23 protein-coding genes are annotated in these 23,546 nt (G+C 71.5%); 17 read left to right on the top strand and 6 right to left on the bottom strand.

Annotated features, from left to right (window positions below):
- Positions 1-237 precede the first annotated feature (237 nt).
- The 3 genes from BCD48_RS07880 to BCD48_RS07870 are packed head-to-tail and all read left to right on the top strand — an operon-like array spanning position 238 to position 2,701.
- The gene (locus BCD48_RS07880; protein WP_071047656.1) at positions 238-1,527 is read left to right on the top strand and encodes an aromatic ring-hydroxylating oxygenase subunit alpha; all 1,290 of its coding nucleotides are present in this window, start codon (positions 238-240) and stop codon (positions 1,525-1,527) included.
- The gene (locus BCD48_RS07875) at positions 1,524-1,859 is read left to right on the top strand and encodes a hypothetical protein (RefSeq protein ID WP_071047655.1); all 336 of its coding nucleotides are present in this window, start codon (positions 1,524-1,526) and stop codon (positions 1,857-1,859) included. The genes BCD48_RS07880 and BCD48_RS07875 overlap by 4 nt, the downstream gene beginning before the upstream one ends.
- Positions 1,856-2,701 (top strand): TauD/TfdA dioxygenase family protein, encoded by an 846-nt coding sequence (locus tag BCD48_RS07870; RefSeq protein ID WP_071047654.1) that lies wholly within the window; start codon positions 1,856-1,858, stop codon positions 2,699-2,701. The genes BCD48_RS07875 and BCD48_RS07870 overlap by 4 nt, the downstream gene beginning before the upstream one ends.
- 34 nt (positions 2,702-2,735) lie before the next feature.
- Here BCD48_RS07870 and BCD48_RS07865 read toward each other — a convergent pair whose 3' ends face one another.
- Positions 2,736-3,371, bottom strand: coding sequence for a TetR/AcrR family transcriptional regulator (locus tag BCD48_RS07865; protein WP_071047653.1), 636 nt, complete (start codon positions 3,369-3,371; stop codon positions 2,736-2,738).
- Between the two features lie 218 nt (positions 3,372-3,589).
- Between BCD48_RS07865 and BCD48_RS07860 the strand changes: the two genes are divergently transcribed.
- The 6 genes from BCD48_RS07860 to BCD48_RS07835 all read left to right on the top strand — a co-directional run bounded on the left by BCD48_RS07860 (position 3,590) and on the right by BCD48_RS07835 (position 8,366).
- Positions 3,590-4,354, top strand: a complete 765-nt coding sequence (locus tag BCD48_RS07860; protein WP_071047652.1) for an SDR family NAD(P)-dependent oxidoreductase — start codon at positions 3,590-3,592, stop codon at positions 4,352-4,354.
- A 173-nt stretch (positions 4,355-4,527) separates the two neighbouring features.
- Positions 4,528-5,187: a carboxymuconolactone decarboxylase family protein gene (locus tag BCD48_RS07855; protein WP_116271452.1), complete on the top strand. Its 660-nt coding sequence runs from the start codon at positions 4,528-4,530 to the stop codon at positions 5,185-5,187.
- 12 nt (positions 5,188-5,199) lie between these two features.
- Complete coding sequence (locus BCD48_RS07850; protein ID WP_071047650.1) at positions 5,200-6,459, top strand: aromatic ring-hydroxylating oxygenase subunit alpha; 1,260 nt, start codon at positions 5,200-5,202, stop codon at positions 6,457-6,459.
- Positions 6,456-6,788, top strand: a complete 333-nt coding sequence (locus BCD48_RS07845) for a hypothetical protein (protein WP_071047649.1) — start codon at positions 6,456-6,458, stop codon at positions 6,786-6,788. The genes BCD48_RS07850 and BCD48_RS07845 overlap by 4 nt, the downstream gene beginning before the upstream one ends.
- A complete protein-coding gene (locus tag BCD48_RS07840) occupies positions 6,785-8,029 on the top strand; it encodes a metal-dependent hydrolase family protein (RefSeq protein WP_071047648.1) in 1,245 nt (414 codons plus the stop codon). The genes BCD48_RS07845 and BCD48_RS07840 overlap by 4 nt, the downstream gene beginning before the upstream one ends.
- 25 nt (positions 8,030-8,054) lie before the next feature.
- On the top strand, positions 8,055-8,366 hold the full coding sequence (locus BCD48_RS07835) for a DUF4286 family protein (protein WP_071047647.1): 312 nt from the start codon (positions 8,055-8,057) through the stop codon (positions 8,364-8,366).
- Positions 8,367-8,510: 144 nt separating this feature from the next.
- Here the strand turns inward: BCD48_RS07835 and BCD48_RS07830 are convergent, their stop codons facing one another.
- From BCD48_RS07830 to BCD48_RS07815, 4 genes are all read right to left on the bottom strand, one after another.
- Positions 8,511-9,353 carry a TIGR03620 family F420-dependent LLM class oxidoreductase gene (locus BCD48_RS07830; RefSeq protein WP_071047646.1) on the bottom strand — a complete coding sequence of 281 codons (843 nt, stop codon included), beginning with the start codon at positions 9,351-9,353 and terminating at the stop codon, positions 8,511-8,513.
- Positions 9,354-9,580: 227 nt separating this feature from the next.
- The gene (locus tag BCD48_RS51095; RefSeq protein ID WP_071047645.1) at positions 9,581-10,144 is read right to left on the bottom strand and encodes a hypothetical protein; all 564 of its coding nucleotides are present in this window, start codon (positions 10,142-10,144) and stop codon (positions 9,581-9,583) included.
- Between the two features lie 4 nt (positions 10,145-10,148).
- The gene (locus BCD48_RS07820; RefSeq protein WP_071047644.1) at positions 10,149-10,733 is read right to left on the bottom strand and encodes an RNA polymerase sigma factor; all 585 of its coding nucleotides are present in this window, start codon (positions 10,731-10,733) and stop codon (positions 10,149-10,151) included.
- Between the two features lie 30 nt (positions 10,734-10,763).
- Complete coding sequence (locus tag BCD48_RS07815; RefSeq protein ID WP_071047643.1) at positions 10,764-12,224, bottom strand: S8 family peptidase; 1,461 nt, start codon at positions 12,222-12,224, stop codon at positions 10,764-10,766.
- Between the two features lie 180 nt (positions 12,225-12,404).
- Here BCD48_RS07815 and BCD48_RS07810 point away from each other — a divergent pair, with 180 nt between their 5' ends.
- The 3 genes from BCD48_RS07810 (at position 12,405) to BCD48_RS45685 (ending at position 16,750) form a co-directional block, all read left to right on the top strand.
- Positions 12,405-15,329, top strand: a complete 2,925-nt coding sequence (locus tag BCD48_RS07810) for a CHAT domain-containing protein (protein ID WP_131803831.1) — start codon at positions 12,405-12,407, stop codon at positions 15,327-15,329.
- Between the two features lie 146 nt (positions 15,330-15,475).
- Positions 15,476-16,345 carry a leishmanolysin-related zinc metalloendopeptidase gene (locus BCD48_RS07805; protein ID WP_071047641.1) on the top strand — a complete coding sequence of 290 codons (870 nt, stop codon included), beginning with the start codon at positions 15,476-15,478 and terminating at the stop codon, positions 16,343-16,345.
- 57 nt (positions 16,346-16,402) lie between these two features.
- Entirely contained in the window at positions 16,403-16,750 is a 348-nt protein-coding gene (locus BCD48_RS45685) for a LuxR C-terminal-related transcriptional regulator (protein WP_083418308.1), read from the top strand.
- A 71-nt stretch (positions 16,751-16,821) separates the two neighbouring features.
- Here BCD48_RS45685 and BCD48_RS07795 read toward each other — a convergent pair whose 3' ends face one another.
- Positions 16,822-17,760, bottom strand: a complete 939-nt coding sequence (locus tag BCD48_RS07795) for a ribose-phosphate diphosphokinase (RefSeq protein WP_071047640.1) — start codon at positions 17,758-17,760, stop codon at positions 16,822-16,824.
- Between the two features lie 443 nt (positions 17,761-18,203).
- On the opposite strand from BCD48_RS07795, the gene BCD48_RS07790 reads away from it, so the two are divergent.
- The 5 genes from BCD48_RS07790 (at position 18,204) to BCD48_RS07765 (ending at position 23,447) form a co-directional block, all read left to right on the top strand.
- Entirely contained in the window at positions 18,204-19,154 is a 951-nt protein-coding gene (locus BCD48_RS07790; RefSeq protein ID WP_083418313.1) for an alpha/beta hydrolase, read from the top strand.
- Positions 19,155-19,244: 90 nt separating this feature from the next.
- The gene (locus BCD48_RS07785) at positions 19,245-19,946 is read left to right on the top strand and encodes a maltokinase N-terminal cap-like domain-containing protein (protein ID WP_071047639.1); all 702 of its coding nucleotides are present in this window, start codon (positions 19,245-19,247) and stop codon (positions 19,944-19,946) included.
- 638 nt (positions 19,947-20,584) lie between these two features.
- On the top strand, positions 20,585-21,355 hold the full coding sequence (locus BCD48_RS07775; protein WP_071047637.1) for a VOC family protein: 771 nt from the start codon (positions 20,585-20,587) through the stop codon (positions 21,353-21,355).
- A 169-nt stretch (positions 21,356-21,524) separates the two neighbouring features.
- Positions 21,525-21,836: an antibiotic biosynthesis monooxygenase family protein gene (locus tag BCD48_RS07770; RefSeq protein ID WP_013423807.1), complete on the top strand. Its 312-nt coding sequence runs from the start codon at positions 21,525-21,527 to the stop codon at positions 21,834-21,836.
- A 609-nt stretch (positions 21,837-22,445) separates the two neighbouring features.
- Positions 22,446-23,447 (top strand): NAD-dependent epimerase/dehydratase family protein, encoded by a 1,002-nt coding sequence (locus tag BCD48_RS07765; protein WP_198543138.1) that lies wholly within the window; start codon positions 22,446-22,448, stop codon positions 23,445-23,447.
- Positions 23,448-23,546: the final 99 nt, after the last annotated feature.

Here is a 23,546-nt window from a genome sequence, read left to right as displayed (position 1 = left end):
ACTCCCTGTGCCGATCTCCGCTGATCGCGACCGCGCCGCCGGCCGTCTCCGGCCACCTCCGGGCACCAGCCGTCCCGTCCGCGGTGCCGCCGCGCCGGGTCATGGCCGCATGCCCGCCGCTCGGTCTGGGGGTCTTGCGGCTCGCGGCGAGCCTATGTTAGTCACTTGGAGAGCGTTAGTCAGTCGTAGAAAGCCCTCGATCGGTGATCTCGAGCGACCTCGACGGAGGACTGGGCCATGGCACGTGCCACCAAGTCGGCGGAGGCCAGCTGGACGGACCGCTACCCGGGGCTGGGTACCGGCCTCGTGTCGTACGAGGACTCGATCTCGCCCGAGTTCTACGAGCTGGAGCGCGAGGCGGTCTTCCGGCGGGCGTGGCTGAACGTCGGCCGGGTCGAGCAGCTGCCCCGCAAGGGGAGCTTCTTCACGAAGGATCTCGCGGTCGCGAAGACATCCGTCATCGTCGCGCGCGACCTGGACGGCCGGGTCCGCGCCTTCCACAACGTGTGCCGCCACCGGGGGAACAAACTTCTGTGGGAAAGGACGCCGAAGGAGGAGACCAGCGGCGTCTGCCGTCAGTTCATGTGCAAGTACCACGGCTGGCGGTACGGGCTGGATGGCCAGCTGAACTTCGTCCTCCAGCAGGAGGAGTTCTTCGACTTCGACAAGGCCGACTTCCCGCTCGTGTCGGTGCACTGCGAGGTCTGGGAAGGCTTCGTCTTCGTCAACCTGAGCGACGAGCCCAGCCAGACCCTCCTGGAGTTCCTCGGGCCGATGGTGCGCGGCCTGGAGGGCTACCCGTTCGATCTGGTGTCCGAGCGGTACGCGTTCAAGGCCGATCTCAACAGCAACTGGAAGATCTACCTGGACGCTTTCCAGGAGTACTACCACGCGTCGATCCTGCATTCGCAGCAGCAGGTACCGAGCCTGCGCAGCTTCGAGTCCGGCTTCAAGGCGCCGCATTACCAGATTGACGGGCCACACCGGATGGTCAGCACCGGCGGCTGGAAGGGCGTGCCGCGGCACATGCTGCCGCACGACCAGATGTACCCGATCGAGCCCCTCACCGAGGCCGGCCTCATGGGCCCCTGGCAGCGCCCGGACATTCCCGAGCTCGACCCGGCCAACCTGCCGGCGGGGCTCAACCCCGGCGGGCTGGACCCCTGGTCGATCTCGAACTTCCAGATCTTCCCCAACTTCGTGATCCTGGTCTACGAGCGCGGCTGGTATCTGACCTACCACTACTGGCCGACGTCCCACAACACGCACGCGTGGGAGATGTCGTACTACTTCCCGCGGTCGCGGACCGCCAGCGAGCGGATCCGTCACGAGGTCACCGCCGTCATTTCCAAGGAGGCCGGCCTCCAGGACGCCGGCACGCTCGACGGCACCCAGATGGGCCTGGAATCCAGGGTCATCGACAAATACCCGCTGTCCGACCAGGAGATCGCCGTTCGTCATCTGCACAAGGTCACCGGCGACTGGGTGCAGTCCTACCTTCGAGACGGAAGGGGGGTCCGGGCATGAGTGACTCGTTACTCCCGGAGGAGTTCGCCGACCTCGAGCCCTTTGCCGCCAGGTGGTGCATCCCCGGCGAGCCGGCCAGGTACACCGCGCGGCTGAACAGCACGATGGCGGACATGCAGGCGTTCTACGACGCCGCGTTCCCACGGGTACGAGACGCCATGGCGTATCTCGACCAGTTCCGGCTGGACGAGCTGCCCGAGCGGGCGGAGAACCTGCTGCACCTCGTGTACTCGTTCGTCATGGTCTCGCTGCCGGTCGAGGTCTGGCACCAGCCCAGGGTCATCGATGCCGGCACCGCCTACTTCGACCGCTACCTGGAGCCCGCGCCGTGACGACGACCATCACCTGCGAGCCACTCGCCGCCACCGTCGGCGCCGAGGTGAGCGGCGTCGACGCCGAGCGGCTTGCCCAGGACGACACTGGCGCGGGGGCGATCCTCGAGGCACTGGAGCACTATGGCGTGCTGGTCCTCCGTGGCCTGCATCTCGACCCGGACGACCAGGTCGCGTTCTGCCGCCGGCTCGGTGAGATTGACTTCGAGCAGGGACACCACCCGGTCGCGGGTATCTATCGGGTCACCCTGGACCAGTCGAAGAACTCCTCGGCGGCCTACCTCAAGGGCACCTTCGCCTGGCATATGGACGGGTGCACCCCGCTGCACGGCGAGCCGCCGCAGAAGGCGACCATTCTCAGCGCCAAGCAGGTGGCGGCGAACGGCGGGGAGACGGAGTTCGCCAGCACCTACGCCGGCTACGACGCGCTGTCCGACGGGGAGAAGGAACGGTTCGCGTCGCTGCGGGTGGTGCACACCTTCGAGGCGTCCCAGCGCACGGTCTACCTGGACCCGACCCCGGAACAGCTCGAGCGGTGGCGCGCCCGGCCGACCTCGACGCACCCCCTGGTCTGGACGCATCGCACCGGCCGTAGGTCGCTGGTCATCGGCGCCCACGCCAGCCACATCGTCGGAATGGATCTCGGCGAGGGACGGGCGTTGCTGGGAAAACTGCTCGACCACACGACCGCGTCCGGGCTCACCTACCGCCACGAATGGTCGGTGGGGGACACCGTCATCTGGGACAACACCGGCGTCGTGCACCGGGCGGCGCCGTACGACGCGGCCTCGCCGCGCGAGATGCTCCGCACGACCGTCTTCGGGGACGAGCCGATCCAGTGACCGCGGTGGCCAGCTTCGGCCAGCCAGCGGCCGGCTAGCTGGCCCGGCGGCCGGCGACGGCGTCGACGACCTCGTCGTCGGCCGGCCGGCGGTCCCCTTCCAGGGCGCGGATCTCGCGCTCGACGACGGCGATCAGCTCGCGGTGGCCGGTGTCGACGTCGAAGGCCTCCTCGATGTGCAGGAACCGGGAGATCGCGGCCATGGCGAGAATCAACGACGCGGGTGGCCACCGATCGGGATCGACACCGTAGCCCTTGAGCACGTCCGAGAGGGTCTCGAGCTGCAGCCGCCGGAACGTCCGCGAGTAGGAGGCGATCTCGGCACGGATCGCCTTGCGGTGGTTCGCCAGCGCGGTGAACTCCATCGTGCGCGCGTTGTTCGAGGACTCCTGGACCAGTTCCCAGAGGGCCCACAACGGCTGCGGCGAGCGCATCGCCCGCCGGAGCCGGTCCAGGCTGCGCTCGGCGCCGCGGCGGAACAGCTCGACGAACAGGCCGTCCATCGTGCCGAAGTAGTAGTAGACGAGCCCGTTGTTGACGCCCGCCCTGGTCGCCAGCCGGCGGGTGGTGACGGCGGCGTAGCCCTCCTCGAGCATCAGGGCCTCGGTGGCGTCGAGGAGCGCCGTGCGCGTGACCGAGTCGTCGACGGCGCTCCGCCGTGCCCGCGTCATGTCTGTTCCTCTCGCTGCTCCCGGTGCTCCTCGCCAGTCCCAGTCTCCCCCTGTCCGCCGCGGGGCGGCCCTTGCCTCGGGCCACACTCCATGTTAGTCATGTGAAGAACGCGTTAGTCGTTCGAAGAACACCGATGTCCGAGCGTGTGCGGGCGGCGAAGGGCGGTGCCCGTCACCCGCGTCATCGAAGTCGTCTTCGAGTGAGGAAGGACAGAACGATGCCGCGTAGCAGGGTGCAACAGGCGCGCGTGGCCGTGGTCACCGGCGGAGCATCGGGCATCGGCGAGGCCACCTGCCATCACCTGGCCGAGCGCGGCCATCGCATCGCCGTACTCGACCTCGACGACCACGGCGCGCGGCGAGTGGCCAAGGAGCTGCGGGCCGAGGGGACGGAGGCACTCGGCCTCGCGGTCGACGTCACGGACCGCCCCGCTCTCGATGCCGCCTTCGCGGAGATCCGCTCGTCGCTGGGCCCGACGGAGATCCTGGTGACCAGCGCCGGCCTCGTGGACTTCCAGCCGTTCGAGCAGATCACGCTCGAACGGTGGAACCGGGTCGTCGAGGTGAACCTGACCGGCACCTTCCACTGCTGCCAGGCAGCTGTGCCGGACATGGTCGCGGCCCGGTGGGGCCGGATCGTCACGATCTCCTCGTCGAGCGCCCAGCGCGGCTCGCCGAACATGGCGCACTACGCGGCGGCCAAGGGCGGCGTCATGGTGCTGACCAAGTCCCTGGCGCGCGCCTATGCCTCCCACGGCATCACGGTCAACTGCGTCCCGCCGTCGGGGATCGAGACCCCGATGCAGCATCGTGACCAGGCCGCGGGGAACCTGCCGCCCAACGAGGTGATGGCCGCGAGCATCCCGCTCGGCCACCTCGGGACCCCGGACGACCTGGCCGCGGCGGTCGCCTTCCTCGCCTCCGAGGAGGCCGGCTTCATCACGGGCCAGGTGCTCGGGGTCAACGGCGGGTCCGTGCTGTGAGCATAGGAGCAAACGAGCGGAGTGGGCGTCCGAGGCGGACCTCCCAGATCGACTCCGTCGATCCGGCAGGAACCCCGGAGGACGGCCGCGGAGAGAGCGCGGCCGGACCTCCCAGATCGACTCCGCAAGCTCCGTCGATCCGGCAGGAACCCCGGGAGCGAACTCGGGACGTTGTGAGGCCAGCCTTCACCCCCCGGATGGGGCCGCTGCCGGTGTCGGAGTGGACCGAGGAGGACCGCGAGCTGCTGCGTGGCAACCTGGCCCGTGCCGACCGCTACCTGTCCGGCGAGGCGGATGCGCCGCCCATGCCGCCGATCCTCGGCCTGTTCGCCCGCCACTCCCGGCTGGGTGCGCCGTGGCTCGCGTTCAGCGGGAAGCTGCTCGACGACGGCGCGCTCGATCCGCGCGACCGTGAGCTGCTGATCCTCCGGGTCGGCCATCGGACGGGTTGCCGCTATCAGTGGGCGCAGCACGTCGGGATGGCGCAGGCCGCCGGGCTGACACTCGAGCAGATCGCCGCCGTGGCCGCGGCCGCCGTGGCCGCGGGCTCCGTGGCCGACGCCGGCGCCGCCGACGCGTGGACGGACCGCGACCGTGACCTGCTGCGCGCCGTCGACCAGCTCGTCGACGATCACGTCATCGACGACGCCACCTGGGCGCGGCTGGCCACGCACCTCGACGAGCGCCAGCTGCTGGAGCTGACCTTCGTGGTGGGCAGCTACGTATGCCTCGCCATGGTGCTCAACAGCGTCGGTCTGGAACCCGCGGTCCTACCAGACCCGGACGGCGAGAAAAACAGCCGCGCCGTTCCCGACGCCGCGCCGATCCCCTGAAGGAGGCAGCGCATGCCACGTTTCCCGAAACCACCGGAAGGCAGCTGGACCGAGCACTACCCGGAGCTCGGCACGGGCCCGGTGTCCTACGAGGACTCGATCTCGCCTGAGTACTTCGAGCGCGAGAAGGAGGCGATCTTCAAGCGGGCATGGCTGAACGTCGGCCGGGTCGAGCAGCTTCCGCGGGTCGGCAGCTACTTCACCAAGGACATCAAGGCCGCCCATGCGTCGATCGTCGTCGCGCGGGACAAGGCGGGCGAGGTGCGCGCCTTCCATAACATGTGCCGCCACCGGGGCAACAAGCTCGTCTGGACCGAGGACCCGAAAAACGAGAGTCAGGGCGTCTGCCGGCAGTTCACCTGCAAATACCACGGCTGGCGCTATGACCTCGACGGCTCGCTGACGTTCATCCAGCAGGAGGGCGAGTTCTTCGACGTCGACAGGAGCCAGTGGGGGCTGGCGCCGGTGCACTGCGAGGTCTGGGCGGGGTTCATCTTCGTGAACTTCTCGCGGGAGCCGTCACAGTCGCTGCGCGAGTTCCTCGGGCCGATGGTGACCGACCTGGAGGGCTACCCGTTCGAGCGGATGACGGCCCGTTTCGGGTACAGCACCACCGTCGGGGCGAACTGGAAGCTCTTCATGGACGCCTTCGCGGAATTCTACCACGCCCCGGTCCTGCACGGGAACCAGTCGCCGGAGAAGTACTCGAAGGCCGCCGTGCAGGCCGGTTTCGAGGCGCCCCACTACCAGATCGAGCGTCCGCACCGGCTCGTGAGCACGTCCGGCGTCCGGTTCTGGGAGATGGACGCGGACATGATCAAGCCGATGGAGGCGATGACCCGCGGCGGCCTGTTCGGCCCGTGGGACAAGGCCGAACTCGGCGAGATGCCGAAGGGCCTGAACCCGGCGAAGTGCGACCCGTGGGGGCTGGACTCCTTCCAGCTCTTCCCGAACTTCGTGATCCTCATCTGGAGCCAGGGCTGGTACCTGACGTACCACTACTGGCCGACGTCCCACAACACGCACGTCTTCGAGGGCAACGTCTACTTCCTGCCGGCGACGAATGTCCGTGACCGGATCTCCCAGGAGATGTCGGCGGTGACGTTCAAGGAGTTCGCGCTGCAGGACGCGAACACGCTCGAGGCCACCCAGATGATGCTCGAGACCCGGTACGTCGACCGGTTCCTCCTGGGCGACCAGGAGATCCTCTGCCGCCACCTGCACGCCGAGGTCCGCGACTGGATCGACACCTACGAGGGAGCGTCCCGGTGAGTGCCTTACTGCCGGCCGAGTTCGCCGATCTCGAACCGTTCGCCGCGAAGTGGTGCCTGCCCACGGAGCCCGAGCGGTACGGCACCCGGCTGGCCAGCACCACCGAACAGATGCAGGTCTTCTACGACGCGATCACCCCGCGGCTCGAGGACGTGTTGGCCTACCTGGAGAAGCTGCCGTACGACGCACTGCCCGACGACGCCACGAACCTCCTGTGCCTGCTGTATTCGATGATCCAGGCCTCGTTCCCCGTCGAGATCTGGCGCCAGCCGAAGGTTCCGGATACGGGTGCCACCAGCTTCGACTGCTTCGTGGAGCCGGTGCCGTGACCGCGCCGACCGTCCTGCGTGCCGACCGGTGGCTGGACATCGATGCCGGCGAGGTCCGGTCGCCCGCGGTGATCGTGGTCGAGGGCAGCCGGATCGTCGCGGTCAACCCCGCCCAGCTCCCCACCGGCGCGGTGGAGATCGACCTGGGTGACGTGACGTTGCTGCCTGGGTTGATGGACATGGAGCTCAACCTCCTGATCGGCGGGCCGGAGACCCCTACGGGCCTGCCGCTGCCGATGCACGGCGTCCAGGACGACCCGGCGTACCGCACCCTCCGCGCCACCATCAACGCCCGCAAGACCCTGCTGGCCGGATTCACGACCGTCCGGAACCTCGGCCTGATGGTCAAGACGGGCGGGTATCTGTTGGACGTCGCGCTGCAGCGCGCCATCGACCAGGGATGGGTGGAAGGCCCGCGGATCATCCCCGCGGGGCACGCGGTCACCCCCTACGGCGGCCATCTTGACCCGACGGTGTTCCAACGGCTTGCTCCGGGGATCATGCCGCTCAGCGTCGGTGAGGGGATCGCGAACGGCGTCGACCAGGTCCGGCACTGCGTGCGCTACCAGATCCGCCATGGCGCCAAGGTGATCAAGGTGTCCGCCTCGGGCGGCGTGATGTCACACAGCACCGGCCCCGGCGCCCAGCAGTACTCCGACGAGGAACTCGCCGCGATCGCCGACGAGGCGCACCGGGCCGGCATCCGCGTCGCCGCGCACGCGGTGGGGGACCGGGCGGTGCGGGCCTGTGTCGAGGCGGGGATCGACTGCGTCGAGCACGGCTTCCTGGCCAGCGACGAGACGCTGAAGCTGATGGCCGAGACCGGCACGTTCCTGGTGTCCACCACCTACCTGACCGACGCGATGGACATCGCCCGCGCGGCGCCGGAGCTGCAGGCGAAGGCCGCCGTCGTGTTCCCCCAGGCCAGGGCCATGCTTCCCCGGGCCGTCGCCGCCGGCGTGAAGATCGCCTGCGGTACCGACGCTCCGGCAGTCCCGCACGGCGACAACGCCAAGGAGCTGGCCGCCCTCGTCACCCGCGGCATGACCCCGCTACAGGCACTGCGCGCGGCCACCGTCACGAGCGCCCAGCTGGTCGAGCGCGACCACGAACTCGGCCGGGTCGCCGACGGCTACCTCGCCGACGTCATCGCTGTTCCCGGCGATCCGACCCAGGACATCATCGTCACCCAGGACGTCCGGTTCGTCATGAAGGACGGCCGCGTCTACAAGGGCGCCTGAACCCCGACCGAAAGGAGCTCCACCCATGGCCAGTGGCGTGCTCATCGTCGAATCGCGACCTGCCTCGCCCGCCGAGCTGGCGGCATATCACGACTGGTACGACCACAAGCACCTTCCCGAGATCCTCAAGGTGGACGGCTTCGTCTCCGCCCGCCGGCTGGAGTCTCTCGACACCGACACCTTCATCGTGATCTACGAGATCGACGGTGACGTCGAGGCCGCCAAGGCGGCGCTGGGCGAAGCGCAGGCGACGGGCGCGCTGTCGCGGCCGGAACGCGTACAGCTCAGCCCACCGCCAACCGTCCGTTACTTCCGCCAGATCAGCTCCGCCGAGTAGGCAGGACGCATCCCGCCGCCCGCTGGTCCAGGGGCTGTCCTGCCATCCGGATCCGGGTTCTCGACCAGCCGGACGCAGCCTTCCCGCATGTCGTCGTCGGTACCGCGCGGGTGGTCTGCGCCCGGCTGGGCGTCAGTCGGTGGCTCAGCTGAGCAGGGCCTCCGCGAGGCGGGACTGCCACGCGGCCGTCGAGCTGGGATCGCTGTCGGGGGGCAGGCGCAGGCCGAGCACCACCTGGTCAGCCCCGGCCGCCTGGTAGTCGGCGATCCGCGCCACGATCGACTCCAGGCCGCCCCACACGGTGATGCCGTCCACGAAGGCGTCGCTGAGCCCGGTGATGTCGGCCTCGTCGAAGCCCATGCGGACGAAGTTGCGACGATAGCCGGGACGGGTCGTGAAGAAGCGGACCGAGGCACGGGCGAGCTCCCGTGCGGCGCCGGGGTCCGCCAGGGGAATGACCGGCACCTGCACCGCGAGTGCCGGCCCGTCTCCGAGCAGCTTGCGCGCCTCGGTCACGTAGTCGGTGGTCACCAGGTAGGGGTAGGCGCCGCCCGCGCGGCCACGGGACAGGTCGAGCATCCGCGGGCCGAGCGCGGCGAGGATCCGCTCCGACGCGGGCACCGGGGGCGTCGCGGTGTCCAGCGCGTCCAGGTAGGTGTTGAGCGTCGGCAACGGCCTCGGGCCGTGCGCGCCACCGAGGCCGACGACGAACCGGCCGGGATGCTCGGCCGCCAACGCGGCGTGGGCCGCCGCGACCTCGGTGGCCGGCACCCGGTCGACGGAGATGATGGCGCTCGCCACCCGCAGCGTCGACGTGCCGCGGACGACCCGGTCGATCTGCGCGAGATTGTTGCCCTGGCCGCCCGGTAGCCAGAGCGTCTGATATCCCAGTTCTTCCAGCCTGGCGGCGGCGTCGATCTCCGCGGCTGGTTCCGCTGTCGGGTCTAGGGCTAGGCCGGCGATACCGACCGGTCCCGCAATGGTCATAACCAGCGGCAACGGGCGTCGGGTGGGGACTGTTCCCAGTCCGGACAAAGTTGGGCTGGGCATTTCGTCATGTTTTCAGGATTGTGATCAAGCGTGAGCGGATGACACAGATTTGTGCGCGGACGGTTAGCGGAAAGTTAATTGTCGTGGCGATCTGTCAGAAGCCTGCCGGTCGGCGGACTCGCCGTCGCCGAAGAACCGTCCGATCTCCTTGTCGGGCACGTTGGCTAGAGGACGAACCATTCGGTGACGATCTCGCGGCGGTCGGTACCGGACAGCCGGACGTGAAGCTGGAAGGTGCCGGTGGGGCGGGGGCGCAGGACGAACCAGCCGACGGCGTCCGCCTCCGCCGCCTGGGCCGCGGCGCCATCCCGCGAGCGCAGCTCGATCAGGCCTGGCTGGGCCGGTACGACCTGACCGACCAGGCCGTCGTCCGCCACCTCCAGCTCGATGGTGAGGTCACTCGCGGTGAACGTCATCGCGCGCAGCCGGGCGACCGAGGCGCGTGTCCCGGCCAGCGCGCCGTCGGGCAGCGTGTCGCGCTCACCGCCGGCCGAACCTGCCTCGCCGCCTGCCTCGGCCTCGCCGCCCGGATCGGCCCCGCCGGGCCGCCCGGCCGCGTCGGTCGCCGAGTCGAACGTCAGCTCGGCGAGCTCGGCGTCCACCGTGCGCCAGACGAACGCGGCCCTGCCGATGTCGGCGATCCGGGTCGGCACGGCGCTGGCGGCGTCCAGCGCGCCACCGAGGTCGAGCAGAAGGCGGACGTCGTCGTCCCAGGGTGGTCTCGACATGACGTCATCTCCCGCCGGCCACAGTGGTGTCCATCAGCGCCGCGATCGCCGGGTTCTCCCGGAGCTTGTCCAGGCATCGGCCGCGAGTCGGGCCGATGCCGCCCTTCTTCATTCCCAGGGCCGCCACGATCCGGTTGTACCGGTCCGCCTCGTCCTCGTCGCGGAACAGCATGGCCAGCAGGCGCCGGCAGTGTTCAGGCAGGTCGGCGTAGGCGACTCGCAGGGCGAGGTGGCGTTCCTCGCGCAGGAGCCACTCGTCGGTTGCCGTGTGGTCGGTCTGGTCCGGGATCCGTTCCGTCTCGACCGGCAGCTGCCTGCCGCGGGCGTTCAACGCCTGCAGGCAGGCCCGCCGGGTGGTGGACGCGAGCCATCCGGGCAACGCCGCCGGCTCGCGGATCGTCGCGAGGCGCTCGACCAACCGCAGCCACACGGTCGCCGCGACGTCCTCGGCGTCGGCGCCGCCCAGCCCGTGCCGTCGGCAGATCGCCCAGATCAGCGCCGCGTACCGGTCGACAATCTGGTTCCAGGCCGCCTGGTCGCCGTCGCGGGCCCGTTCGACGAGCGTGACCACCGTCGGGTCATCGCGCATGCCGCCACCTTCGTGCTCGTGCCGGTCTGCTCAGCTGGGGATGTGGACGTAGCGCTGGATGGCCGAGGCCGGGTCGGCGAAGAGCTCCGCGAGCGCCTCGGCCGGCGTCAGCGTGCTGGCGCGGGCCGTGCCGTCCGCATGGGTCGTCATCCGCGCCGCGATCGCGCCGGAAACGGTCGCCGTCGCGAACGACGTGCCGCTCCACCGAGCGACACCGTCCGCGAACTTCACCGACGTGCCGCCGGGCAGCGTGACCTCGCCGGCGAGGTAGAGACTCACCACGTCGACCGCGTCGGCGGTCGCGTCGACCCAGAACCTGCGCGGACTGAACTGGGATCGGTACTCGGTGTTCGCACCGACCGCGACCACCTCGGTCAGCGCGGCCGGCCAGACCGCCTCCGGCGGGTCGGGCAGGCTCGCCCGGTTCCCCGCCGACGCCACGACGAGCAGGCCCGGGCATCTCGCGCACAGCGCCTCGATCGCGTGCCGGATGATGAACGGCGGCTCGTCGTCCTCCGTCGCCACCCCGAGCGACAGGTTCAGGATGCTGATGTTCTCGGTGGCGAGCGCGGCCATCGCCCGGGCGACGTCCCAGGAGGTGCCGGCGCCGTCCCAGGCCCGCAGCCCGGGACTGGCCACGATCCGCGCGCCGGGCGCCTGCCGCCGGACGAGTCCGACGACGAAGTTCCCGTGCCCGGCCCAGGAGGTGGGGAACTCGGCGAGCTCCTTGGGGTGCGCCAGCTCGACGACCCGATCCGTCTTCAGCGCGGGAAGGTCGCTGGTGACCAGCGGGAGATCGACGACTCCCACCGACACGCCGTCACCCGGGCCGCCGTCCGGGATCGGCGCCCATTGGTGCCGGTACGGCTGCCCGCCTGGCGCGAGGTCCGGCTGGGTGCCGACCGGGATCGGGTCGACCGGGTCGCCGGCCAGCTCGATCGGGTCGAAGCCGATGCCGCCCTTGCTCTGGGGTTTGCTTTGGGGCTTGCTTTGTGGACTACCGCTGATGCCGCCGCCCTTGCTCTGGGGGTTGATCGTGACGACGTCCCGGTTCTTTCCCATGGCGGGGACGTAGCCCAGCTTGTGGCCGAGATCCACCCGCAGGTCGAACATCAGCAGCTCCAGCTCGGTGAAGCGGCGCAGGCTGCGGCGTTCGAGCAGCTGGAGCTCGTTGGCGTACGCCCGCGGCCGGGCTGCCAGCGTTTGCGGGCTCGCGGCCGCCGTGCCGATGGCGGGGTGCGCCGCGGTGCGGCGTAGCCGGGCCGCATACTGGCGCAGCTCCCTGGCGGGCAGCCGGAACAGCACGAGTCCCAGGGTCTGGGCGAGCGTGGTGTCGACGTCGCCGGCCGGGATACCGCGCGCGGCCAGCTCCCGCTGGACGTCCTCCTGGCAGGCCGCGTGCACGGCCAGCTCGGCCGGCGGTTCGTCGGGACCCGGCGCCGTTCCGGGCGCCGGGTCCAACGCCGGGTCGAGTGAGACAGGAATGGTCATAGGTCGTCCTTCCCCGTAGGAGCGTCCTTGCCGCGAGGGGCGTCTACGCCATACGGATACGCGATCTGGGCCCGTGATACCGCGTCATGCTCCCGACAGTCCGAAAAGTTCTCGCCCTCATGGCCGTGAGCGCGGCATCCTTGCCCGGAAGGTGGTTCGACGAGCAGGGAGCGGGGCCGGGTGGCGGCGGCTCGGGAATCGGTGGCGGAACAGGCCCACGAGGCAATGCGGCGCGCGGACTGGGATCCCGGACGCGCGGTGCGGTTCGCCGCGGCGGTGCTGGCGCGGGCGCTGCGGGCGGACGCCCCGGCCGCGGCGTCGCTCGCGGCGCGGGCGGCCGGCCGGGCGGCCCGGCAGACCGGGCAGGTCGACACCGCCGTCCGCTACCTGCGCCAGGCCGTCGAGCTGGCCGGTCAGGTGGAGCCGAGGCCGCTCGCCGTCGAGCTCGCCGGCGAGGCTCGGATCCCGCTGTCGGCCGCGCTGCTGCACCTCGGCCGGCCGGAGCGGGCACTCGACGAGATCGACGAGGCGGTGCGCCAGCTCGGCTCGCTGGCCGCGCTGTTCGGCGGCGTCGAAGGCCAGGCTGGCGACGATCGAGCTGGTGAGGATCGGGCTGGTGAGCGCGACGGGTCCGGCCGGCGGGCCGGGCTCGCGCGGGCGCGTGGTCAGCGGGCCGACCTGCTGCGCCAGATCGGCCGTCCGGGCGAGGCGCTCGCCGAGTTCCAGGTCGCGATCCCGCTGCTGCGGGCGTCCGGCGCCGAGGTCGACCTGCAACGGTCGCTGGTCAACCGCGGCATCGCGTACACGGAACTGCACGCCTTCGCCGACGCGGAGGCCGACCTGCTGGAGGCGGACCGGCTGGCCCGGGCGCTGGGCCGGCAGCTCGCGGTCGGGATCATCGCCGAGAACCTCGGCTACCTGGAGATCATGCGTGGCGACGTGCCGGCCGCACTCGCCCACCTCGAACGCGCCGAGCAGATCATCGGCGAGCACCGCGGCCAGCTCGGCCCGGTGTTCGCGGACCGCAGCGAGCTGCTGCTGTCGGCCGGGGTGTGCGCCGAGGCGCGTGAGGCGGCACTCGCCGCGATCACCGAGTTCGAACGGCACCGCCGCCGGCTGCTGGTGCCCGGCGCCCGTCTCTTCCTCGCCCAGGCCGCGCTGCTCGACAACGACCCGCCGGCGGCGCTGGTACAGGCGCGGCTCGCCCGCCGCGCGTTCGCCCGCCAGGGCCGTGCCGAGTGGGCGGCCTGCGCCTCGCTCGTCGTCGTCCGCGCCGAGCTCGCCACCCGCGACGACCGTGCCACCCTCGACGGCCGGGATGACGCGGGCGTCCGGCTGAGCATGACCGTCCGCGAGCTGGAGCGGATGGTCGACACCCTCGCTCGCGCCGGCTGGCCGGCCGCCGCGCTCGAGGCGCGCCTCGTCGCCGCCCGGGTCGCCGGGCTGCGTGGGCGGGCGGCGGACCGCCGCCGTCACCTGGAGCTCGCGCGCACAGCGGCGCGGCGCGGTGCCACGGCCCCGGCGGCGCTGCGCGCCCGCGGCTGGTACGCCGAGGCGCTGCTGCGCCGCGACGGCGGTGACCGCCGCGGGGCCGCCGGTGCCGCCCGCGCCGGTCTGCGGGTTCTGGACGAGCACGCGGCCTCGCTGGGCGCGACCGACCTGCGCGTCCACTCGGCCGTGCACCGCGCCGAGCTGAGCGAGCTGGGCCTGCGGATGGCGTTCGACGGCGGCGGTCCGGCGGCGGTGTTCGAATGGGCGGAACGGGGCCGGGCAAGCCGGCTGCTGCGCCGCGCCGTGCTGCCGGCCGAGGACCCGGAACTTGCCGGCCTGCTCGCCGAGCTGCGCGCCACCATCGCCGAGATCGACCGCGGCCGGCCCGATCCGGTCGCCCAGGTCCGCACCGCCACTCCGACCGCGGACCGGGGGCGTCCTCGGCTGACCCAGCGGCAGGTGGCGCTGGAACGGCGCATCCGCGATCACATCCGGCTGCACCCGGTGCGCGGGAGCTCCGCGCCGGCGGCACCGGTCTCGCTGGCCCAGCTCACCGACACGCTCGGCGGCCGGGCGCTGGTCGAGTTCGTCCAGCTGGACGGCGAGCTGCACGCCCTGGTGCTGGTCGACGGCCGCCTGCGGCGCAGGCCGCTCGGCCCGGCGTCCGTCCCGGCCGGCCTGGTCCAGCGCCTCTCCCACGCCCTGCGCCGGCTGGCCCGCGCCGACGGCGGCCCCTGGGGCGTCGGGGCCCCGGCCACCGGAACGGCCCCGGGCGTAGACGAGGCCGCCGGCCGCTCCCGGCCCGGGGCACGGCCGGCGGCCTCGCGCGACGCCGCCGTGGCGCTGCTCACCGACGCCGCGCGCCGGCTCGACGAGGTCCTGCTCGGACAGGTCCCGGAGATCGAGAGCCGCCCGCTCGTCGTGGTCCCGACCGGCCCGTTGCACAGCGTTCCGTGGTCGGTGCTCCCGTCCCGGGCGGGCCGTCCGGTCACCGTCGCTCCGTCCGCGACGCTCTGGCACACCGCCAGCACCGCGGCCCACGTCCCGGGAACCGCGATGGTGGCCGCCGGGCCGGGCCTGCCCGGCGCCCGCGAGGAGGCCACCGCCATCGCGGCGATCCACGGCGTCGAGCCGCTGCTCGACGACGCGGCGACCGCGGACGCGGTGCTGGCCGGGCTGGCGAAGGCCGACGTCGCGCACCTCGCGGCGCACGGGACGCTCACGACGGACAACCCGCTGTTCTCCACGCTGCGGCTGCACGGTGGCCCGCTCGTCGTCTACGACGTCGAGCGCCTCGCCACCGTCCCGCGCACCGTCGTGCTGGCCTCCTGCGACAGCGGTCGGTCGATGGTCCACACCGGCGACGAGCTGCTCGGCCTCGCCGCCACCTTCATCGCCCGCGGCGCCGCCGAGCTGGTCGCGTCGGTCGTACCCGTCCCGGACGGCGCGACCGCCCCACTGATGATCGCGCTGCACCGCGGCCTCGCCGCCGGAGTCCCCGCTCCGGTCGCCCTCGCCGAGGCCCAGCGGGAGCTGCGCGACCGCTCGCCGGCCGGCCTGGCCGCCGCGGCCGGCTTCGTCACCCTGGGCGGAGAGTCGCACGCCGCGCGCTGACGCCGCGCCCGTATCATCGCCGTCCTGCGGCGATCCGTGGAACGAGTGGCGATCCAGCCACCCACGGTCGGGCTCGCCGACTCGCCGCGGGACGCACCCGCGGCAGCGGCCTGAACCGCCGTGTCCCTCGACCGCGAGGACGCCCCATGGACACCTACGTCGCCAGAGCCGACGCCGACCGGGCCAGGGAGCTGGCCGACACCGAGTCACCCTTCACCATCGAGATCCGGTTCCTCGACGGGCTCACCGAGACCGAGCAGGCGGCCTTCGCCGCCGCGGCGGACCGCTGGGCCCGGGTCATCGTCGGCGACCTGCCGGACGTCCGGATCGGCGACGACGTCATCGACGATGTCCTGATCATCGCCCAGGGCAAGAAGATCGACGGCCCCGGCCACGTCCTGGGCAGCGCCCGCCCTACCCACCTGCGGGTCGCGCCGGACGGGTCCCTGCTCCAGCCGTGCCGCGGGGAGATGAGCTTCGACGTGGCCGACCTCGCGGAGATGGCGGCCGACGGCACGCTCGGCGACGTCATCACCCACGAGATGGGGCATGTGCTCGGGATCGGCGGAAGCCTCTGGGACCGCAGGCGCCTGGTCGTACCCGGCCCGGACAACCCGGCGGCCCTGGAGGACCCGGTGTTCGTCGGCTCGGCGGCGATGGCCGAGTACGGCCGGCTGACCGGCGGCGACGGCGCCCCGCCGCGGCCCGTCCCGGTGGAGAACCGAGGCGGGTCGGGTACCGCCCGTTCCCACTGGCGGGAAAGCGTCTTCGACGCCGAACTGATGACGGGCTTCGTCGACCCCGCGGGCAACCCGATGAGCCGGGTGACCGTGGGCTGCCTCGAGGACCTCGGCTATCAGGTCGACTACGCCGCCGCCGACCCGTACACCCTGCCGAGCCCGGCCCTCCTGGCCGCCCGTCGCCACCGACGGCCGCGCGTCGTGCATCCCCACCCGGCCCCCGGCGCCCACCCCGTCGCGGCGGAGGCCGACCCGGTTCTCGTCGTCGTCAAGTAGCGACCCCGCCCCGGCATTGCCATCCGGGAATGGGAAAAGGAGGGTGCGGTGCCCAGCATGGCGTTGCGAACGTCAGCGACCGATCGATTGGCGACGTTGAGTGCCCGTGAGCTTGAGGTTCTCGCCCTGATGACCGACGGACGGTCCAACCGAGCGATCGGTGATCAGCTCTTCCTCACACAGCGCACGGTGGAGTCCCACATCCGCAACATCTACGGCCGGCTCGGCCTGCTACCCGGGTGCGGCGACCACCGTCGGGTACTGGCCGTCCTCCTCTATCTGCGCGCCGGCTCCTGCGCGCAACATCCACCATCGACCGGTGGCGAACTGAGGTTCGGCCAGACTCGGGCTCTGCCTCGGATCAAGCCTGCCCACGCGTCGGCCGTAATGGCGCCAGTCACCTAGACCGCCGCGACCGTCGCACGGGACAGGACACGGTCTTTCCGGGCGACGGTCGCGCCGTGGCCTCGGCCGGCTCAGTCGAACAGTGAACTGACCGACTCGCCGTTGTGGATGCGTCGCATGGCCTCGGCCAGCGCGGGCGCGATGGACAGGATCTTCAGCTTGGAGACCTGTTCCTCCGCCGGGACGGGAACGGTGTTGGTGCAGACGATCTCGAGGACGTCGGGCTGGTCGCCGATTCGCTTGAGCGCGCCGCCGGCGAACAACCCGTGGGTACAGGCCACGCGGATGGAGCGGACACCGATGTCGTGGAGCTTGTTCAGCAGCTCCAGGACGGTACTGCCCTTCGCGATCTCGTCGTCGAGGATGATGATGTCGCGGTCGGCGACGTCGCCGATGACCGCGCTGATGGCGACCCGGTCGTCGGCGAACCGTTGCTTGGCGCCGGCCGCGACCGGGACACCCAGCCGCCGGGCGAAGCTCGCCGCCTCCTTGGCGTTGCCGAGGTCGGGCGAGACCACGGTGGTGTTCGACAGGTCGTACTGGCGAAAGTGCTCCGCCAGTTCCCGCAGCGCGTGCAGGTGGTCGACGGGGACGCTGAAGAAGCCGTGTACCTGGGGTGAGTGCAGAGTCATCGCGAGGATCCGGCTGGCTCCGGCGGTGGCCAGCAGATCGGCGACGAGCCGCCCGCCGATGGAGATCCGAGGCGCGTCCTTCTTGTCTGACCGGGCGTACGAATAGTGCGGCATGACAACCGTGGTACGCGCCGCGGACGCGCCCTTCGCCGCATCGATCATGAGTAGCAGCTCGACCAGGTTCTCCTGGACCGGCTTCACGAGCGGCTGGATGATATAGATGTCCCGTTCGCGGCAGTTCGCCTGCAGCTGCACCTCCAGGCAGTCGTTGGCGAATCGATCGATGCGAACCGGCGACAACGGCGTCTTTAGGTGTCGGCACACCTCCTCCGCCAGCTGCCGATGTGCACTTCCGCTGAACACGACAATCTCTCGCACAAACCGCCCCTGACATTAGTGCGACGCTGCGGGCAGGCCCATCATACAGGTGGGATCTTGCTGACCTGGTCGATCCTCGGTCCGAGGAGGATCCGAAGCGGTATCCGAGCCTCGTCGTCGCGGTGGGGATCATCGGCCGGAATGTCGCCACCAGATTCCGACAAACAAACGATGTGGACGTGGCGAGAACCGGCCCTGATTTCCGTGGTGAAATGCCGCCGGCCGGCGGGCGCCACGGCGCGGTGTCGCGGTGCGGTCCACCTGGAAGATTTCGGCCGCGAGGCCTGACGGATGAACGCCCCAGGCGCTCGACCGGGGCATGGCTGGTTCTCGGCGAGTACTCGTGGGCGAAGCCGGGCCGGCGCGGTGCGGCGCGGTGAGTGCCTCGGCCGCTGGACGGCCGGCTGGGCGGGGCGCTGCCCGGCGATGGGACGATCCTGGGCGTGCGGCCGAGCAGACGAACGGTACTGCTGGCGGCGCCGACCTTCGCGGCCGGTGCCGTCGGCGGCGCCCTGTGGGCAAGACGCTCCGGCGACGCCGCGGCCGGTACGCCGGGCGCCGCCTCGGGCGGCGAGCTGGCCGGCCCGACGGCCGGCCCGACGGGCGGGGTGGCGGCGTCGACAGGCGGCGGCGCGGCGGTCATACCACGCGGGCCGGCGGTGGTGACGCGGACGGCGTTCCGGAGTGCGGCTCGGGGTCGGGACGTCTCGATGGTGGTCGTCTCGCCGGTCACAGGCGCCGTCGACGGACTGCCGGTGTGTCTCGTCCTGCATGGCCGTGGCGATGACGCGCCGCGCGGAGTGGCGCTTCTGGGCCTGGATACCGCGCTCGCGGACGCGGCGCGCGCCGGAGTGGCGCCGTTCGTCGCCGTCGCGGTCGACGGTGGCGAGACCTACTGGCACCCGCGCGCGGCTGGCGACGACCCGGAACGGATGATCCTGGCCGAGGTCCTGCCCCGGCTCGCGGATCAGGGGCTGCATACCACCCGGCTGGCGGCAATCGGCTGGTCGATGGGCGGCTACGGCGCCCTGCTGCTCGCCCAGCGCCACCCGGACCTTGCCGTCGCCGTGGCGGCGAGCAGCCCGGCGATGTGGCACGCCTACGGCGCCAGCGCGCCGGGCGCGTTCGACTCCGCCGCCGACTTCGCCGCCCACCAGGTCCTGGGAGAGCCACCGCCGGCGGACGTGGCCTACCGGATCGACTGCGGGCAGAGCGACCCGTTCTACGCGGTCTCCCGCCAGGCGGCCGGCGAGCTGGCGGCCACCGAACACGGCTTCGGGCCGGGCGGGCACGACCCCGCGTTCTGGCGCTCGGCCCTCCCGGCCCAGCTCGCCTTCGTCGGCCGTGCGCTGGTACGTGCCGCGTCCCCTGGACCCCGACCCACCGCTGGATGACGCGTCTGGCCAGGCCGTCGTGCCCGGGCGACCGGCCGCCGGGCCGTGACGCCGGCGCGGCAAGGTAAGTGCGGCGAAGATAATTCGAGGATGGCGACAGTCCACAACACCACCTTGGCTCCGTCGAAGCTGGAGCTGCTGACGGCCTGGCTCCCCGGTCAGCCCTGGTACCTCGACGCCGGCCTGACGCCCCAGCTCACCAGGGCCGGCGGGTTCCGGCTCGATGACCCGGCGGGCGAGGTCGGCATCGAGTTCATGATCGTCACAGACGCGGCCGGCGGCGGCCCCGTGAGCTATCACGTGCCCATGACCTACCGCGCCCAGGCACAACCGGGCTCGGAAGCCGGCCTCATCGGGACGACCGAGCATGGCGTTCTCGGTACCAGGTACGTGTACGACGCGACGCACGACTGGGTGTTCGTCACCCAGCTCGTCGCGCTGATGCAGGGCCAGACCGAACCGCAGGCGCAGAGCCTCAGCGACACCCCAGACCCGACCGTGCGCAGCCAGCCGGTCCTGCCGGGCTCCAGCCTCGTCGTCACCGCCTGCGCCCTCGCCAGCAACGGGCCCGACGGGACGAGACTGCGGATCTCGACCGCGGACACGGCCTCGACCGCGGACGGGGACGGGGACGGCGAACCGACGGACCTCCTGCTGCGGGTCATCCGCGCCCTCCCCGTCCGCCCTGGCGCCGCGGACCAGCGCGGTGGCTACGTCCAGGTTCCCTGGCGTCAGGCGGACGGGACCGAGCCGAGCGGAGTCATCGTCACCGCGGCACCGGCGGTCGAATAGCCGAACAGGGGAGGCGAAACCGCCGCGGGGCACGACACTTGGTCAGGTGGAGCTGGCTGGTCAGGTGAAGCCGACCGCCGCCGCTCGCCTGCGTGCCGGCGCCTACCTGGGCGCGGGGGAGGACCGCCGCCAGCTGCAGCTGGCGGCCCGCTGTGCCGGAGCCGACCACCTCGCCGACCGTCTCGCTCACGACGGCGCCCTGCCGTGGACCGCGGAGTGGATCCTGCCGGTAGAGGAGACGCATGACCGCAGGCTCGGGGCTCTGCGCGGGCCGGCGCCGGTGGTGGTGTCTTCGCGGAGGCGCCTGACGCCAGTCGTGGCGGGCGCGACATGCGGGCCGTGTCCGTGGTCACCGATCCCGCTGCTGGGCGCGGCGTCGGGAGCCGCCCGTCGTCCCAGCCCGGCACGTCGCCAGCGGCCGGTGATTCTCGTGGACCCGCCGGCCCTGGGAATGCGGCCGTGTCCAAATACGCGAAATTCGCTGGCTGTTTGCGCCGGCACTGGCGGTTCGCGTGCGCCAAGGGACCCGCGGATTCACCGATGGGACCCCGCGGGTCGCGGGAACTGTCATACCTGCCCGCTACCGTCCTTCGCAGGACACGCAGGGGTGTCCGTCAAATGTGCGGGAGGTGGTCGTAATGGCCGAGTTCACGTCCTACGAGCCCGGAACTCCTTGCTGGGTAGACCTTGGCAGCCCGGATGTGGAGGCCTCCAGGGCCTTCTACGGCAGCCTGTTCGGCTGGGAGGCGAACGTCTCGCCGGATCCGGCGGCGGGCGGCTACACGTTGTTCACCTTGCGCGGCAAGCAGGTCGCGGGCCTGGGTCCGCTGTTCGGCGAGGGACAGCCGGCCGCCTGGAGCACCTATGTCCGGGTCGACGACGCGGACAAGACGGCCGAGGCCGTGGTCAGCGCCGGTGGCCAGGTCGTCGTCGCGCCGATGGACGTCCTGGACGCGGGCCGGATGGCGGTGTTCCTCGACTCCGGCGGTGCCGCCATCTCTGTGTGGCAGCCGGGGGCGCACAAGGGAGCCGAGCTGGCGAACGAGCCCGGTGCCTTCTGCTGGAACGAGCTGGACACCCGCGACGTGGCCGCGGCGAAGGCCTTCTATCCGGCCGTGTTCGGCTGGGCCACGGACGACTCGGGGGCCCAGGGCGGCCCGATGGAGTACTACGAGTGGAAGCTCGGCGGCGCCGTCATCGGTGGGATGATGCCCATGCCTGAGATGGTGCCCGCCGAGGTGCCGTCATTTTGGATGACCTATTTCGCCGTCGCCGACGCCGACGCGGTCGCCGCGAAGACCGTGGAGCTCGGCGGGTCGGTCATCCTCGGACCGGCCGACATCCCGATTGGCCGGTTCGCGATTCTCACCGGTCCCCACCAGGAGACCTTCGCCATCATCAAGGTCTGACCCGGCGGACGGGCCGGCGGTAGGCGGTAGGGAGCGTCCGGCGGGCGGCGAGCGGCGAGCGCGACGTTGCCGCCGCCCGCCGCCCGCCGCCCGCCGCCCGCCGCCGCTGGCGAGCGGCACGGGGCGGTGGCGCTACTCCGACTCCCGGGTTGGCCGTAGGCTGGGCGGCGTGACCGTCGTGAAGATCAATGCGATCGAGGTTCCCGAGGGCGCCGGCCCCGAGCTGGAGAAGCGGTTCGCGAACCGGCTGCACGCGGTGGACGGGCAGCCAGGCTTCGTGTCGTTCGAGCTGCTGCGGCCGGTGAAGGGCGACAACCGGTACTTCGTCGTGACGCACTGGGACAGCGAGGAGTCGTTCCAGGCGTGGCTCACCGGGCCGGCCATGGAGGCGCACTCGGGAGAGCGTGCCCGCCCGGTGGCGTCCGGCTCGTCCCTGCTGGAGTTCGAGGTCGTCCAGCGCTCGGTGGCGGGCGGTTCCTGACAGGCCTCGGCAGCGCTTTGCCGGGTCCCGCGTCAGGCGGCACCGCCAGTACCGGGCGGTCAACCGCCCGAGCCCGTGACCTGCGCGGCCGGGGAACGGAGAGCGCGAACCAGCTTTGATCGCCGCCGACGTGTTGTCAGCGTCGCGATTTTGCCGTACCCGCGACGGCGACAACATGCTCATGGCGATCTCTCACGGCGAACGATGCGTGGGGCGGCACCGGCCCGGCGCGCCGGGCGAACCACCGTTACGGCCACCCGGACGCGGTCGCCGCGCGCCTCGACAGCGGGCGGCCGCGGGCGGCGTCCACCGCCCATGGGCCGGGCGTCCGCGTCCTGGACCACGGTCCTGGAACAGCACCTGTCGTGTGGTATCCCGATCGTCCTGACAGCTGCACGCAGCCACATGCTGAGGCAGGGACGTATGCCGCCGAACTGGGAAAATTGATCTGTGATACCTATGGTTCGCGCCTGCTTGTCCTTGCCGCCTTCGGGAAGGGCTGACTCCAAGCCGGAGTGTCACCGCCACCCGCACCGCCTAAGGGACGAGACAGCCGAACGAGCCGGCGCAGCGGTCGGACGCGAGCAAATCTGAGGAGACGGTCGGGTCGTGGTCGGCACACAGCTGGTTATGGGAGCGAGCGGCTTCCTGGGTTCGCACGTCACGCGGCAGTTGGTGGAGCGCGGCGACGACGTTCGGGTGTGGATCCGTCGAACCAGCTCGACGCGGGCTTTCGACGACCTGGCCGTGCGGCGCCACTACGGCGACCTGACCGACGACGACGCGATGCACGAGGCGATGAGCGGTGTCGACACCGTGCACTACTGCGTCGTCGACACCCGGGCCTGGCTGCGCGACCCGGCGCCGCTGTTCGCCACGAACGTCGACGGCCTGCGGCACGCGCTGGACGCCGCGGTCGAGGCGAAGGTGCGGCGTTTCGTCTTCTGCAGCACGGTGGGCACCATCGGCCTGTCGGCAGACGGCGGCCCGGCCAACGAGGACCTTCCGCACACCTGGCAGCACCTGGGTGGGCCGTACATCCAGGCACGTGTGGCCGCCGAGGACCTGGTGCTGAGCTACCAGCGTGAGCGGGGGCTCCCCGCGATCGTCATGTGCGTGTCGACGACCTACGGAGCGCCCGACTTCGGCTCGCCGCACGGCCGCATGGTGTCCGACGCCGCGCACGGCAAGATGCCGGTCCATTTCGGCGACGCGGCGATGGAGGTCGTCGGCATCAAGGACGCCGCCCGCGCGTTCCTGCTCGCGGCGGAGAAGGGACGCGTCGGCGAGCGGTACATCATCAGCGAGCGCTACATGTCCTGGAAGGAACTGTTGACGACCGCGGCCGCCGCGGTCGACGCGAAGCCCCCGCGTTTCGGCATCCCGCTGCCCGCGATGAAGGTGGTCGGTCGCGTCGGCGATGTGGTCGGGCGCGTGCTGCGCCGCGACATCCCGATGACCAGCGTCAGCGTCCGGCTCATGCATTTCATGCCGCCGCTCGACCACGGCAAGGCCACCCGGGAGCTCGACTGGTACCCCTCCCCGACGCCGGACGCCGTCCGCGAAGCCGCGAAGTTCTACGTCGAGCAGAAGCACGAGAGCGCCCCCTGACCGGGCTGACTGGAAAACCTGACGCAACGTGGTCAGGCTCGCGCCCACCGGGGCACTTGGCCGCTGGTGGGCGTGGGGGCGGCGGTTCGGGTGTGGCTG

It is taken from the genome of Pseudofrankia coriaricola (genome assembly GCF_001854805.1).
Classification (GTDB): Bacteria; Actinomycetota; Actinomycetes; order Frankiales; family Frankiaceae; genus Pseudofrankia.
Note: the sequence above shows the minus strand (reverse complement) of the source record. Positions and strands in the feature narration are given on the sequence as shown.